12 protein-coding genes are annotated in these 13437 nt (G+C 69.4%); 10 read left to right on the top strand and 2 right to left on the bottom strand.

Annotation, left to right across the window (positions count from 1 at the left end):
• Positions 1–65 precede the first annotated feature (65 nt).
• From AC507J_RS05570 to AC507J_RS05550, 5 genes are all read left to right on the top strand, one after another.
• On the top strand, positions 66–1061 hold the full coding sequence (locus tag AC507J_RS05570; protein ID WP_496287974.1) for a hemolysin family protein: 996 nt from the start codon (positions 66–68) through the stop codon (positions 1059–1061).
• A gap of 33 nt (positions 1062–1094) precedes the next feature.
• Positions 1095–2120, top strand: a complete 1026-nt coding sequence (gene trpS / locus AC507J_RS05565; protein WP_496287973.1) for a tryptophan--tRNA ligase — start codon at positions 1095–1097, stop codon at positions 2118–2120.
• Between the two features lie 8 nt (positions 2121–2128).
• The gene (locus AC507J_RS05560; RefSeq protein ID WP_496288163.1) at positions 2129–2728 is read left to right on the top strand and encodes a 2'-5' RNA ligase family protein; all 600 of its coding nucleotides are present in this window, start codon (positions 2129–2131) and stop codon (positions 2726–2728) included.
• Between the two features lie 60 nt (positions 2729–2788).
• Positions 2789–3712 carry a YihY/virulence factor BrkB family protein gene (locus AC507J_RS05555; RefSeq protein WP_496287972.1) on the top strand — a complete coding sequence of 308 codons (924 nt, stop codon included), beginning with the start codon at positions 2789–2791 and terminating at the stop codon, positions 3710–3712.
• 212 nt (positions 3713–3924) lie between these two features.
• On the top strand, positions 3925–4359 hold the full coding sequence (locus tag AC507J_RS05550) for a hypothetical protein (protein WP_496287971.1): 435 nt from the start codon (positions 3925–3927) through the stop codon (positions 4357–4359).
• 108 nt (positions 4360–4467) lie between these two features.
• Here the strand turns inward: AC507J_RS05550 and AC507J_RS05545 are convergent, their stop codons facing one another.
• Both AC507J_RS05545 and AC507J_RS05540 read right to left on the bottom strand, forming a co-directional pair.
• A complete protein-coding gene (locus AC507J_RS05545; protein WP_496287970.1) occupies positions 4468–6129 on the bottom strand; it encodes a glycoside hydrolase family 13 protein in 1662 nt (553 codons plus the stop codon).
• Positions 6130–6352: 223 nt separating this feature from the next.
• On the bottom strand, positions 6353–7432 hold the full coding sequence (locus tag AC507J_RS05540; RefSeq protein ID WP_496287969.1) for a LacI family DNA-binding transcriptional regulator: 1080 nt from the start codon (positions 7430–7432) through the stop codon (positions 6353–6355).
• A gap of 327 nt (positions 7433–7759) precedes the next feature.
• On the opposite strand from AC507J_RS05540, the gene AC507J_RS05535 reads away from it, so the two are divergent.
• The 5 genes from AC507J_RS05535 (at position 7760) to AC507J_RS05515 (ending at position 13370) form a co-directional block, all read left to right on the top strand.
• Positions 7760–9061 carry an extracellular solute-binding protein gene (locus AC507J_RS05535; RefSeq protein WP_496287968.1) on the top strand — a complete coding sequence of 434 codons (1302 nt, stop codon included), beginning with the start codon at positions 7760–7762 and terminating at the stop codon, positions 9059–9061.
• 107 nt (positions 9062–9168) lie between these two features.
• Positions 9169–10188: a carbohydrate ABC transporter permease gene (locus tag AC507J_RS05530; protein WP_496287967.1), complete on the top strand. Its 1020-nt coding sequence runs from the start codon at positions 9169–9171 to the stop codon at positions 10186–10188.
• Positions 10188–11042, top strand: coding sequence for a sugar ABC transporter permease (locus AC507J_RS05525; protein WP_496287966.1), 855 nt, complete (start codon positions 10188–10190; stop codon positions 11040–11042). Before AC507J_RS05530 ends, AC507J_RS05525 begins: the two co-directional genes overlap by 1 nt.
• A 645-nt stretch (positions 11043–11687) precedes the next feature.
• Positions 11688–12029, top strand: a complete 342-nt coding sequence (locus tag AC507J_RS05520) for a hypothetical protein (protein ID WP_496287965.1) — start codon at positions 11688–11690, stop codon at positions 12027–12029.
• Between the two features lie 276 nt (positions 12030–12305).
• A complete protein-coding gene (locus tag AC507J_RS05515; RefSeq protein WP_496288162.1) occupies positions 12306–13370 on the top strand; it encodes a BMP family lipoprotein in 1065 nt (354 codons plus the stop codon).
• Positions 13371–13437: the final 67 nt, after the last annotated feature.

Genomic DNA, 13437 nt, shown 5'->3' with positions numbered 1-13437 from the left:
CCCGTCCGGTCGTGGCTCGTGGTGGTTCACACCCTACGGCGAGGACGCTGGCTACCATCACTGTCATGCGGGCAGCGCGTCGGCGCGGATCCCGGCGGCGGGAGTCGGACCGGCCCCGCCGCGAACCAGGGCCGCTGGCCCGCGCCGTGGCGCGGGTGCTGGTCCGCGGGGCCGACGGCGCGTTGCGCCTGGTCACCGACCTGCTCGGTGCCGGGACGGCGGCCGGCCGCGAGCGGATCAGCGAGGCGGAGCTGCGGGATCTGGTCGCCGCGAACACGGTGCTCGACCCGGTGGGCCGCCGCATCATCGACGAGGTGCTGGTGGCCGGGGCGAGGCTTATCCGCGAGGTGATGATGCCCCGCACCGAGGTGGTCTTCCTCTCTGCGGCGCTGACCCTCGCCGAGGCGGAGCCGCTGGTCCGGGAGGGGATGCACACCCGCTACCCGGTGACCGACGGCACCCACGACGACGTGGTCGGCGTCGTGCACCTGCGGGACGTGCTGTTGTGGCCGGAGCGCGATCCGGACACCCGGGTCGGCCAGTTGATCCGTGAGGTGAAACGGCTGCCGGCCAGCAAGCGGGTGCTCGCCGCACTTACCGAGATGCGGCGGGAGGGACACCACCTGGCCGTGGTGGTCGACGAGTACGGCGGCACCGCCGGCATCGTGACCTGCGAGGATCTGATCGAGGAGTTGGTCGGTGAGATCCACGACGAGTACGCCGACGCGCCCGAGCCCGTGCTCACCGGCCTGCCGGCGGTGGTGGACGGCCGGCTCAACCTCGCCGATTTCGCCGAGCGCACCGGCGTGCCGCTGCCCGACGGCCCGTACGAGACGGTGGGTGGGTTCGTGATGGCCGGGCTGGGGCGGTTGCCCGCGCCGGGCGACGAGGTGGCGGTGCCCGCCGAGCCCGCCGGGCGTTCGGGTGGCGCGCTGCTGCGGGTGCTTACCCTGGAGGGACGGCGGGTGGCCCGGCTCGCGGTCACCGCGGCTCGGCTGCCGGAACAGCGGCGGGACGTGGCCCACGGCGTCGACCGGGCCCGACCCGCCGGCCCGTCATGACGTGGGTCGGGTGTTGCTGACAGAATTGCCGGCATGTCCGACGTTCCCGCCCGCCCGCGCGTCTTCTCCGGCATCCAGCCGACGGCCGACTCGTTCCACCTCGGCAACTATCTCGGCGCGGTGCGGCACTGGGTGGCCTTGCAGGATTCGCACGACGCGTTCTACTGCGTGGTCGATCTGCACGCCATCACCGCCGGGCACGACCCGAAGGTGCTGCACCAGCGGTCCCGGGTGGCCGCCGCGCAGCTGCTGGCCGTCGGGGTGGACCCGGATCGCTGCACGCTGTTCGTGCAGTCGCAGGTGCCCGAGCACACCCAGCTGGCCTGGGTGCTTGGCTGCATCACCGGGTTCGGTGAGGCCAGCCGGATGACCCAGTTCAAGGACAAGTCGCAGAAGCAGGGCAACGAGCGGGCCAGCGTGGGCCTGTTCACGTACCCGATCCTCCAGGCCGCCGACATCCTGCTCTACCAGGCCAACGCGGTGCCGGTCGGCGAGGACCAGCGCCAGCACCTGGAGCTTTCCCGCGACCTGGCGCAGCGGTTCAACACGAACTTCGGGCCGACCTTCACGGTCCCCGCGCCGCACATCGTCAAGGAGACCGCGAAGATCACCGACCTTCAGGACCCGACGGCGAAGATGTCGAAGTCCTCCTCCTCGCCCGGCGGCATCGTGGACCTGCTGGAGGAGCCGGCCCGCTCGGCCAAGAAGATCCGCTCGGCGGTGACCGACACCGGCCGGGAGATCGTCTTCGACGAGAAGACCAAGCCCGGCATCTCCAACCTGCTCACCATCTACTCGGCGTTGAGCGGGCGCGGCATCGACGATCTGGTCGCCGCGTACGACGGCAAGGGTTACGGCGACCTGAAGAAGGACCTCGCCGAGGTGGTCCGGGAGTTCGTCACGCCGATCCAGGAACGCACCCGCGCCTATCTTGACGACCCGGCCCAGCTGGACAAGCTGCTCGCCGCCGGTGCCGAGAAGGCCCGCCGGGTGGCGGTGCCGACGCTGCTCAAGACGTACGAGCGGGTGGGGTTCTTCCCGCCGGTACGCGGCGAGTAGCCGGCCGCATCAGCACGGGCGGTGGGAACGAGTCGGCGGCCGAAGGGGTGGCGCGAGGCGTGGATCAGGGGACCGGGGCACCGGCGGAATCCGGCGACACCGTCCAGATCGGCATCGCCGTCGACATTCCCGAGCCGTGGGGCAGCCTGCTGACCCGGCGCCGGCTGGAGGCCGGTGACCCGAACACGGTGCCGGCCCACGTCACCCTGCTCGGGCCGACCGAGATCCCGGTGGCCGCGCTGCCGGCGGTGGAGCGGCACCTCGCCCGGGTCGCCGCAGCGCACCTGCCGTTCACCCTGCACCTGCGGGGCACCGGCACCTTCCGGCCGGTGACCCAGGTGGTCTTCGTTGCGGTGGCCGCCGGGATCAGCGAGTGTGAACTGCTGGCCGCCGCGATCAACGCCGCGCCGCAGCTCCGTCGAGAGCTGCGCTTTCCCTACCATCCACACGTGACGGTGGCGCAGGACGTCGCGCCGGAGGCGTTGGACAAGGCGTACGAGGATCTGGCCGACTTTTCCGCGATATTCGAGGTGGAGTGCTTCACTCTCTTCTCGCACAGCGGGCAGACGCGGTGGCAGCCGCGCCGGGACTTCCGGCTGGGCGGCTGATCGGCCGACCGGCCGGTACCGGTACGGGCGTGCCGACGAGGCATCGGCGAGGATGACGACGTGAACGTTCTGGGCCGGACCGAGGCCGCCATCGACCGCGGGTTGAGCGCCGCACGCCGCCGGTCCCCGGCCTTCGGTCACCTGTGGCGGGCCGGGGTGCTCTACACCGATCTACAGGGCGGCCGGTTGGCCGCCGCGATCGCCTACTACGGCTTCTTCGCCGTCTTCGCCCTGGCACTCGTCGGGTACGCGATCTTCGGCGCCCTACTGGACGAAAACGACGAGGTCCGGGCGGCGGCGGAGGATTTCCTCGGTGAGAATCTGCCCTTCCTCGACCCGGGCCAGGTCGCCGAGAGCAGCGGCACGGTCGGCGTGGTCGGCCTGCTCATCCTGATCCTGACCGGGATCGGCTGGGTGGAGGCGATCCGCTCCTCGCAGCGGCTGATCCACGGCCTCGACCAGCATCCCGGCAACCTGGTCGTGCGCCGGCTGGTCGACCTCGGCGTACTGCTTGTGGTCTTCGTACTGCTCGGGGCCTCGGTGGCGGCGGTGGACGCGCTGGAGTCGCTGCTGCGTTTCCTGCTGCGCAGCACCGGCTCGGTCGCGCTCACCACGGTCAGCGCCGTGCTAAGCGTCCTGGTCAACTCGGTGCTGGCCACCCTGCTCCTGGTCGCGGTGCCCCGGCTGCGGATGAGCCGGGCCCGGCTGCGGCCGGTGGTGCTGCTCGTCGCGGTCGGCATCACCCTGCTCAACACCGTCGGCCGGTTCTGGGTGGGACGGATCGAGCACAACCCGGCGTACACGGTGGTGGCCACCGCCGTGGGCCTGCTGGTCTACCTGTACCTGCTCAACCAGCTGGTGCTCTTCGGCGCGGCGCTTGCGGCGACCAGCCGGCGTGGTCGGGTGGTGGACCTGGCGGGCCCGCGCGGGCCGACCGACCTGGATGCAGAGACCGATCCCGGTACCCCGGGCGGCGCCGGCTGACCGGAGCGTTGCGCGAACCTGCCCCGCGCCCGGCTGACCGGAGCGCGTTGCGCGAACCTGCCCCGCGCTCGGCTGACCGGAGCGCGTTGCGCGAACCTGCCCCGCGCTCGGCTGACCGGAGCGCGTTGCGCGAACCTGCCCCGCGCCCGGCTGACCGGAGCGCGTTGCGCGAACCTGCCCCGCGCCCGGCGGGCAGCGACGATGATGGGCCGGTGGGGGCACTCGTGACGCTGGACCTGCCGAGCGACTCGCCGATGCTGGATCTGCCGTGGGTGATCACCTTCGGCCCGCTCGGCGACACCGACGAATGGGAGCCGGTGGTCTGCGGCCCGTACGAGCGACCGCACGCGTTGGCGCTGGCCGAGGCGGTGGTCGCCGACGAGCAGCTGATGGCGGTGGTGGAGCCGCTGGTGCCGGCGGTCTCGGTGGAGCAGATCCGGGGCGAGATCGCCGCCGCGCAGCTGGCCGCCGAGGACGAGACGGTCCGGGTCGACCAGGCCGATCTCTACGGCGACTACGAGGACACCATCGACGAGGAGGAGCTGGCGGCCCTCGAGCGACCCACCGAGACCGGACCGTTGCCGGCCCCGGACCCAGCCGACCTACGCGCCGCCTTCGCCCGCATAGCCACCCGCCTCACCACCTGACCACCCCGCCCCCACCCACCCACCCACCCCACCCACCCACCACCGCGTTGATCATGAGGTTGGCGGCAGTTTAAAGATCAACCACTGCCGCCAACCTCATGGTCAACACTAGGGGTGGCGGGTGAACCAGGCGGCGGCGTCGATCGGGAGGAGGTGGTGGGCGGTGGGGTGGGCAATGGGGTGGGGGGTGGGGTGGTCGGTTAGGGGGGTGCTGGCGACGATGGGGTCGCCGTACCCCTCGATCAGGACCGGGGTGTCGCCGAGGTTGACCACGCAGGTCAGCTCGGTGTCGCCGACGGCGCGGCGGAAGGCGAGCACCCCGGGGGCGGTCTCCAGCCAGGTGATGCCGCCGAGACCGACAAGCGCCGGGTGGGTATGGCGGATCCGCAGCGCCGCCCGGTACAGCTCCAGGGTCGAGTCGGGCGTACCGGTCTGGGCGGCCACCGAGAGGGCCCGCCAGGTCGCCGGGGCCGGCAGCCAGCTCAGCGTGCTGCCGGCCGGCCCGAAGCCGTACGGCGCCAGTTCGCCGCTCCACGGGATGGGCACCCGGCAGCCGTCGCGGCTCTCGCCGGTACGCAGGAAGGCCGGGTCCTGCCGCAACTCGTCCGGTAGGTCGAGCACCTCGGGCAGGCCCAGTTCCTCACCCTGGTAGAGGTACGCGCAGCCGGGCAGGGCGAGCATCAGCAGCGCGGCGGCGCGGGCCCGGCGCAGCCCGACCTCCCCGTCGCCGTAGCGGGTGACGTGCCGCTGCCGGTCGTGGTTGGAGAGCACCCAGGTGGTCGGGGCGCCGACGATTGTCGACTCGGCCAGCGCGGTGTCGATCACCTTGCGGAAGGAGTCGGCCGACCAGGTGGCGTCGAGGAAGTCGAAGCTGAACGCCTGGTGCAACTCGTCCGGGCCGATGTAGCGGGCCAGCCGCTGCGGGGTCTCGGCCCACGCCTCGGCCACCGCCATCCGGCCACCGGGGTAGCTGTCCAGGATGGGCCGCCAGGCGCGGTAGATGTCGTGCACCTCGTCCTGGTCGAAGTAGGGCAGCCGGCCCTTGCCGAGCAGTTCCGACTGGCGTCGCCCGGTGGTCATCGAGCTGAAGCCGACGTCCGGCAGCCCTTCGGCCTTGATCATGCCGTGCGCCACGTCGATCCGGAAACCGTCGACGCCGCGGTCGAGCCAGAACCGGAGGACGTCCTCGAACTCGGCGCGTACCTCGGGGTGGCGCCAGTTCAGGTCGGGCTGGGCCGGGTCGAACAGGTGCAGGTACCACTGGCCGTCGGGCACCCGGGTCCAGGCCGGACCGCCGAAGATGCTCTCCCAGTCGTTGGGTGGCTGCTCACCGTTCGCGCCCGTGCCGTCGGCGAAGAGGTAGCGCGCCCGTTCCACCGAACCGGGCGCGGCGGCCAGCGCGGCCTGGAACCAGGGGTGTCGGTCGGAGGTGTGGTTCGGCACGATGTCCACGATGATCCGCAGGCCGAGTGCGTGGGCGTCGGTGATCATCGCTTCGAAGTCGCCGAGGGTGCCGAACATCGGGTCGACGTCGCGGTAGTCGGCGACGTCGTAGCCGCCGTCCACCATCGGCGAGGTGTAGAAGGGGGTCAGCCAGAGCGCGTCCACGCCGAGGTCGCGCAGGTAGGGCAGGCGTTCCCGGATGCCGTTCAGGTCACCGATGCCGTCGCCGTTGGAATCGGCGAAGCTGCGGACGTAGACCTGGTAGACGACGGCGGACCGCCACCAGTCGGCGTCGGAGGTCAGCGGCGAGGGGGTGCTGACGGTCATCGGGTGTTCCCCGTTCTGTGGCGCGGGACGGCGGCACCCCGGCGATGGTGGACGCTCAGGGTGTCCCAGCAGAATGCCGCCCCACCCTTGCAAGAGTCAAGCATTCCTTGCGCAAGAACCACCCCGGCCGCCACCCCCGCGACCGCTCCCGCGACCGCTCCCGCGACCGCTCCCGCCTCCGCGATCTTGCAGTTTCGGTCGGCTCTTTGTCCGCGTTTGCGGCTTATGGCGCGGCGGAAAGTGCATGATCGCGGGGGTTGAGGGGTGGGGGAGGGGTGGCGTGGGGTGGGCGGGGGGAGATGGCGGTCGAGCCGCGGACCACCAACTCCGGCCGGAACAGGTATTCCGAGTGCGGTGCGCCGTGCCCGTTGATCTCGTCGACCAGGGCCCGGACCGCGGCCACCGCCATCGCGGCCACCGGTTGGCGCATGGTGGTCAGCGGCGGGTCGGTGAAGGCCATCAGCGGCGAGTCGTCGTAGCCGACCACCGACAGGTCCTCGGGTACGGCGAGACCACGTTGCCGGGCGGCCCGGATCGCGCCGAGCGCCATCAGGTCGGAGCCGCAGACGATGCCGGTCGCGCCGCGCTCGATCAGCCGGCCGGCCGCCACCTCGCCGCCCTCCACCCCGAAGAGGGAGAGCTCGGTCAGCTCGGTCAGCTCCTCCTCGCTCACCCCGGCGAGACGCTCCATCGCCGCCTTGTAGCCGTTGACCTTGCGCTGCACCGGCACGAACCGGTCCGGGCCGGTGATCAGGCCGATCCGCCGGTGGCCCAGGGCCACCAGATGGGCCACGGCCAGTTCGGCCGCCTCCCGGTCGTCGCAGGAGACGAAGGGCGCCGGGATGCCGGGCGCGTACCCGTTGATCATGACGATCGGCAGCGGGCGGGCGATCAGCGTCCGGTACCGGTCGTGGTCGGCAGCGGTGTCGGCGTGCAGTCCGGAGACGAAGACGATGCCGGAGACCTGGCGGTCGAGCAGCATCTCGACGTACTCGTCCTCGCGTACGCCGCCGGGGGTCTGGGTGCAGAGCACCGGGGTGTAACCGGTGGGTGCCAGGGCCGACTCGATGATCTGGGCGAAGGCGGGAAAGATCGGGTTGTCCAGCTCCGGCACCACCAGACCCACCAGCCCGGCACTGCGTTTGCGCAGCCGGGCGGGGCGCTCGTAACCGAGCACGTCTAGGGCGGTCAGGACGGCCTGCCGGGTCTCGGGTGCCACGCCGGGACGGTCGTTGAGCACCCGGGACACGGTGGCTTCGCTGACGTCGGCCTGCTGGGCGATGTCGGACAGGCGAGCGCGCATGGCGGCACTGTAGCTCACTGACAAGTTCTTGCGCAGTGGGCAGCAAGAACTTGCAGAATCGAGCAGAGGGTGTCGGGGAATCGTTCATCGGCGCAACGCGGGTGGGCCGCAATCGCTACGAGCTGTGATCTGTGGGTGGTCAGCGAGTGGCGTTCGTTAGCGATCGTTCGATCCGCTCGCGCGGAAAATGCCCAGTTGGCGGTAGTTGTGGATCGTTGATGTTGCGGATGGGCCACGGTTGTTGCAAGGGGATTCGCAAGGGGTTTCTAGTTACGAAACTTCTTGCTACTGTCCCGCCGTTACCCGGCAGGCAACTTAGGAGCGAACATGCGTCGCACAGCCAGGGGGATCGCCGTACTCGCCTCCGCCGCCCTCGCCCTCTCCGTCGCCGCGTGCGGCGGCGAGGACCAGGCGGCCGAGGAGCAGCCCAAGGTCGACCCCGCCTCCCTCACCGCAGAACTGACCTGGTGGGACACCTCTGACCCGCAGAACGAGGGCCCGGCGTTCAAGGAACTGATCGCCAAGTTCAACCAGACCTATCCGAACGTGAAGATCAACTATCAGTCGGTCCCGTTCGGCGAGGCGCAGAACAAGTTCAAGACCGCCGCGCAGGCCAAGACCGGCGCCCCGGACATCCTGCGGGCCGAGGTGGCCTGGGTGCCCGAGTTCGCCTCGCTGGGCTACCTCTACGCGCTGGACGGCTCCGAACTGCTCAGCGACGCCTCCGACTACCTGGAGACCCCGCTCGCCTCGAACAAGTACGACGGCAAGACCTACGGCGTCCCGCAGGTCACCGACAGCCTCGCGCTCATGTACAACAAGGAACTGCTGAGCAAGGCCGGCATCAGCGAGCCGCCGAAGACCTGGGCCGAGCTGAAGACCGCGGCGCAGACCGTCAAGGAGAAGACCGACGCCGAGGGGGTCTACCTCAACCCGGCCGGCTACTTCCTGCTGCCCTTCATGTACGGCGAGGGTGGCGACCTGGTCGACACCGAGGGCAAGAAGATCGTCATCAACTCGGCGCAGAACGCGGCCGGGCTCCAGATCGCCAAGGACCTGATCGACAGCGGTGCGGCCGCCAAGCCCTCCGCCAACGACGCCTACGGCACCATGATGACCCTGTTCAAGGAGCAGAAGGTCGCCATGATCATCAACGGGCCGTGGGAGGTCAACAACGTCAAGTCGGCGCCGGCCTTCGGCGGCCTGGAGAACCTGGGCATCGCCCCGGTGCCGGCCGGCTCGGCCAAGGCCGGTGGCCCGGTCGGCGGCCACAACTACGTGATCTGGTCCGGCATGCCGCAGGAGAAGGTCGACGCCGCCGTCGCGTTCGTCAAGTTCATGAGCAACGCCGAATCGCAGGCATTCCTCTCGGAGAAGCTCGGCCTGCTGCCCACCCGTACCTCCGCGTACCAGGTCGACTCGGTCAAGAACAACGCCGTGGTCGCCGCGTTCCAGGCGGTGAACGAGGCCGCCGTGGGTCGTCCGTGGATCCCCGAGGCCGGTCAGTTCTTCGGCCCGCTCGACCAGATGGCCACCGAGGTCCTGATTCAGAACAAGGACCCGAAGGCCGCGCTGGACGCCGTCGCCAAGAAGTACAAGGCCGAGGTCGTCCCCGGATACGGGCTCTGACCTGATCGTCGACGCCGGCACCGGCCGGTGACCTGTCGGCACCGGCCGGGTCGCGTGACTGTGGCGTCGCGCGACCCTGCCGGACCTTGAGCAGTGGAGCGCAGCTGATGACCACCGTGACAGCCGATCCGGCGCCGTCGTCGTCGACGTCGCCCGGCCGATCCGTTCGTCCCTCCCGGCTGCGCCGCAGCTGGGAGAAGCACTGGTACGCCTGGGCGATGGTCCTGCCCGTCGTCATCGTCCTGGCGGTTCTGATCTTCTACCCGCTGTTCCGCGGGATCTGGCTCTCCTTCACCAACCTCACCGAGGCCAACCAGGTCGCCGAGATCTGCACCCGGTCGATCACCGGCGGCGAGGTCTGCACCGACAACCCCAACAAGTGGGAGTTCGTCGGCCTCGACAACTACGTGCGGGTGCTCACCGGCGAGGTAGGTGAGTTCTGGCAGTGGACCGGCGTCACGCTGATCTGGACCTTCGTCTGCGTGATCTGCCACTTCGGGCTCGGTCTCGGCCTGGCCAGCATGCTCAACCGCCCGATGCGGGCCCGCGGCCTTTACCGGGTGCTGCTGGTGCTGCCCTGGGCGGTGCCCGCCTTCGTCAGCGCGTTCGCCTGGAAGTTCATCTTCAACGAGCGCTTCGGCCTGGCCAACGCGCTGCTCGCCACCCTCGGCATCGACCAGGTCTCCTGGTTCGCCGACCGATGGACGGCGCTCTTCACCGCTATCGTCACGAACGTCTGGCTGGGCGTGCCGTTCATGATGGTGGCGCTGCTCGGCGGCATGCAGACCATCCCGTCCGAGCTCTACGAGGCGGCCGAGATCGACGGCGCCTCGGCGTGGCAGCGGTTCCGCAACATCACGCTGCCCGGCCTGCGTCCGGTCAGCATGACCGTGGTGCTGCTCGGCACCATCTGGACGTTCAACATGTTCCCGATCATCTTCCTGGTGACCGAGGGGCAGCCGGCCGGACAGAGCGAGATCCTGGTGACCGGTGCGTACCGGGCCGCCTTCGAGGGCATCCGCAACTACTCGCTCGCCTCGACGTACGGCGTACTGATTCTGTCGATCCTGCTGGTGTTCTCGGTGTTCTACCGGCGGGCGCTGCGCAAGCAAGGCGAGGTGTGGTGATGCGCAAGGTCGTCCGTCCGGCGCGCAGCCGGCGCAGTCCGGCCATGTCGGTGCTGCTGCACGGCACGCTGATCCTGGCGTCGCTCATCGCGATCGGGCCGATCGCCTGGGTACTGCTCTCCTCGCTCAAGCCCGGGTACGCGATCCAGAGCAGCGAGCTGACCCTCTTCCGGGACACCACCCTGGCCAACTACAGCTACGTGTTGACCGAGACGAATTTCCCCCGGTGGTTCCTCAACTCGGTGATCGTCGCGGCCTTCACCATGAGCATCGGCATCTTCCTGTCGGCCACCACCGGGTACGCGGTGTCCCGGTTCAACTTCCCGGGCCGCCGGCCGCTGATGATGGTCTTCCTGATCACCCAGATGTTCCCGGTGGCCATCCTGATCGTGCCGATCTACACGATCCTGGCCCGGCTCGGGCTGATCAACACCATGCCGGCGTTGATCGTCGCGTACCTGACCATCGCGGTGCCCTTCTGCGCCTGGATGTTGAAGGGCTACTTCGACTCGATCCCGACCTCGCTGGACGAGGCGGCGGCGCTGGACGGCTGCGGGCCGTTCGCCACCTTCTGGCAGGTGGTGCTGCCGTTGGCCCGGCCGGCGGTGGCGGTCACCGCCTTCTACACCTTCCTCACCGCCTGGGGTGAGGTGGCGTACGCCTCGGCGTTCATCCAGACCGACAACAAGTTCACCCTGGCGTACGGGCTTCAGCAGTTCGTGCCGCAGTTCAACCCGCAGTGGGAGTACCTGACGGCGGCGGCCGTGCTGGTCACCGTCCCGGCTGGGCTTGTCTTCTTCTTCGCCCAGAAGCACCTGGTGTCCGGCCTGACCGCGGGCGGCACCAAGGGCTGACGCCGGGTGCGACGATGCGAGCCCTCGGCGTGTTGCCGAGGGCTCGCCGCTGGGTTCAGTAGTGCGTCTCAAGCCACACCTCGACCATCTCCGTCTTCGGTAGCTCACGCGGGCCGACCGCCAGGATCGTCACGAGGCCTGCCTTTCGCCCGAACCTGTGCGTTGGCGGGCGGGTGTGGGTTCATCCGACGGGGCCGGGTCGGGGAGACTATTCGGCTGGCCGCCGCGATCGTGACGGCTTACCGCGACGGTCGGCGCGTGGGCGAGATCGCCCAGGTCAGCGGCTACGGCCGCGAACAGGTCCGGCGGATCTTGCGGGCCAATGGTGTGGAACCCGAGGGCACCCGGAGCGGATGATCGCTCAAGACCCCTGGTTGGCCTGCGAGTGGTGGTCGTCAGGGTGCTGATTTCACTGTGAAATCAATATTTCACAGTGAAATCACGCCTGTTCGGGATGTTGCTCCTGGCCGGCCAACCCTGCGTGCGGCCGATGCTCGGGCACTTCCGCGCTGCAACAACCAGGTTGGCGGCAGCGTTGTGCGTAGCCTCCAAGCTCTGCCCAGCCCGGGGTGCGCAACACGCTGGCTCGCCGACCAGCCGGATGCCTCTACTACAAACCGTCGTTGATAGGGCAGGATGGGTCGGGTGGAAGCACTTCGACTCATCCTTCTCTACGTCCATCTGATCGGGTTCGCGCTGCTGCTCGGTGGTGCGATCGCCCAATACCTCACCGGCAAGCTCCGGGTCAACGCCGCCATGCTCTGGGGTGCGGTGATCCAGTTGCTGACCGGCATCGGGCTCTCCGCGCCGCTGCGCGACGGCGACGAGCCGGCACCCGCGAAGCTTGTGACGAAGCTGGTGCTCGCCCTGCTCATCTTCGTCATGGTCTTCTTCTCCCGGAAGCGGCCCGAGGTCAACCGCGGCCACTTCCTCGCGATCGTCGGATTGACCCTGGTCAACGCGGCGGTGGCGGTCTTCTGGCGGTGACCGTCGGGTCACCCGCCCGAGCCAGGAAAGGGACTTTCCGGACACCCGTTCGCTCGCCTGCCGGCGGCTTGAGTGATTTGCCCCACCCAAGCATTACGTAGGGGTAACAGGCCTCCAACAGTCCTGCACGATTGTCGGTCGGCAGGTGGGCGCGGGCGTACGCTCTGCGTCCGTAACGTGGGACGCCGGCGGCACAGCGCAAGCCGGTTCAAGGGCTGCCACCGCAACCACGCGGTGTGCAATGGGAAGGGAGCTGTCTTGCGCTCGGTGCGTGGGATGCGGATCGCCTCGATCATCGCGGCGGGTGGGCTCGTACTGAGCGCCGCCGCCTGTGGCGAGGCCCCGGATGAGGAGAACAACGCCGGTTCCGGCGGCGAGAAGTACACCGCCTGCATGGTCACCGACGTCGGCGGCATCGACGACAAGTCGTTCAACGCGTCGGCCTGGAAGGGCCTCGAGGCCGCCAAGGCCGAGAACAGCAACATCGACATCAAGAGCACCAGCTCCCGGGCCGAGGCGGACTACGAGCCGAACCTCACCGCCTACGTCAACCAGGACTGCGACTTCATCCTGTCCGTCGGCGGGCTGATGGGCGAGGCCACCCAGAAGATCGCCGAGGCGAACCCGGACCAGCAGTTCGGCATCGTCGACGCCAACCCGGGCGTGGCAAACGTCTACCCGATGGAGTTCGACACCGCCCAGGCCGGTTTCCTGGCCGGCTACGTCGCCGCCGGGATGAGCGAGAGCGGCAAGGTGGGCACCTACGGCGGCATGAAGATCCCGCCGGTGACCATCTTCATGGACGGCTTCGTGGACGGCGTGGCGCACTACAACCAGGCCAAGAGCGCGAACGTCCAGGCCCTCGGTTGGAACAAGGAGACCCAGAACGGCTCCTTCACCAACGACTTCGTCAAGCAGGACGAGGGCAAGAAGGTGAGCGACGCACTGGTCGCCCAGGGTGCGGACATCATCATGCCGGTCGCCGGCGGCGCCGGCCTCGGTACCACCAGCGCGGCCAAGGCCTCCGGTGGCAAGTACAACGCCATCTGGGTGGACGTCGACGGCTGCGAGAGCACGCCGGACTGCTCGGCGATCATCACCACCGTGGTGAAGAACATCCCGGGCGCCGTCAAGGAGGCCGTGCTCAAGGCCGCCGCTGGCGAGAAGCTCAACGCCGAGGAGGGCTTCGTCGGCACGCTTGCCAACGACGGCGTCTCGATCGCCCCGTACCACGAGTTCGACAGCAAGGTCCCGGCCGAGCTGAAGGCCGAGGTCGACAAGCTGAAGGCGGACATCGCCGCCGGCACCGTCAAGGTCACCTCGGCCGCTCAGCCGAAGTGACCCGTCGCCGGCCGCCGGCGGTGCGACGATCACCGCAGGCGGCCGGCGAGCCACGCATTCCATGATC

This window comes from Micromonospora sp. PRAS1, from assembly GCF_059553435.1.
Note: the sequence above shows the minus strand (reverse complement) of the source record. Positions and strands in the feature narration are given on the sequence as shown.

Coding starts and splice junctions, on each gene's coding strand:
- AC507J_RS05570 (WP_496287974.1), top strand. CDS start 66: ATGCGGGCAGCGCGTCGGCGCGGATCCCGGCGGCGGGAGTCGGACCGG.
- AC507J_RS05540 (WP_496287969.1), bottom strand. CDS start 7,432: ATGCGCGCTCGCCTGTCCGACATCGCCCAGCAGGCCGACGTCAGCGAA.
- AC507J_RS05530 (WP_496287967.1), top strand. CDS start 9,169: ATGACCACCGTGACAGCCGATCCGGCGCCGTCGTCGTCGACGTCGCCC.
- AC507J_RS05525 (WP_496287966.1), top strand. CDS start 10,188: ATGCGCAAGGTCGTCCGTCCGGCGCGCAGCCGGCGCAGTCCGGCCATG.
- AC507J_RS05535 (WP_496287968.1), top strand. CDS start 7,760: ATGCGTCGCACAGCCAGGGGGATCGCCGTACTCGCCTCCGCCGCCCTC.
- trpS (WP_496287973.1), top strand. CDS start 1,095: ATGTCCGACGTTCCCGCCCGCCCGCGCGTCTTCTCCGGCATCCAGCCG.
- AC507J_RS05515 (WP_496288162.1), top strand. CDS start 12,306: ATGCGGATCGCCTCGATCATCGCGGCGGGTGGGCTCGTACTGAGCGCC.
- AC507J_RS05545 (WP_496287970.1), bottom strand. CDS start 6,129: ATGACCGTCAGCACCCCCTCGCCGCTGACCTCCGACGCCGACTGGTGG.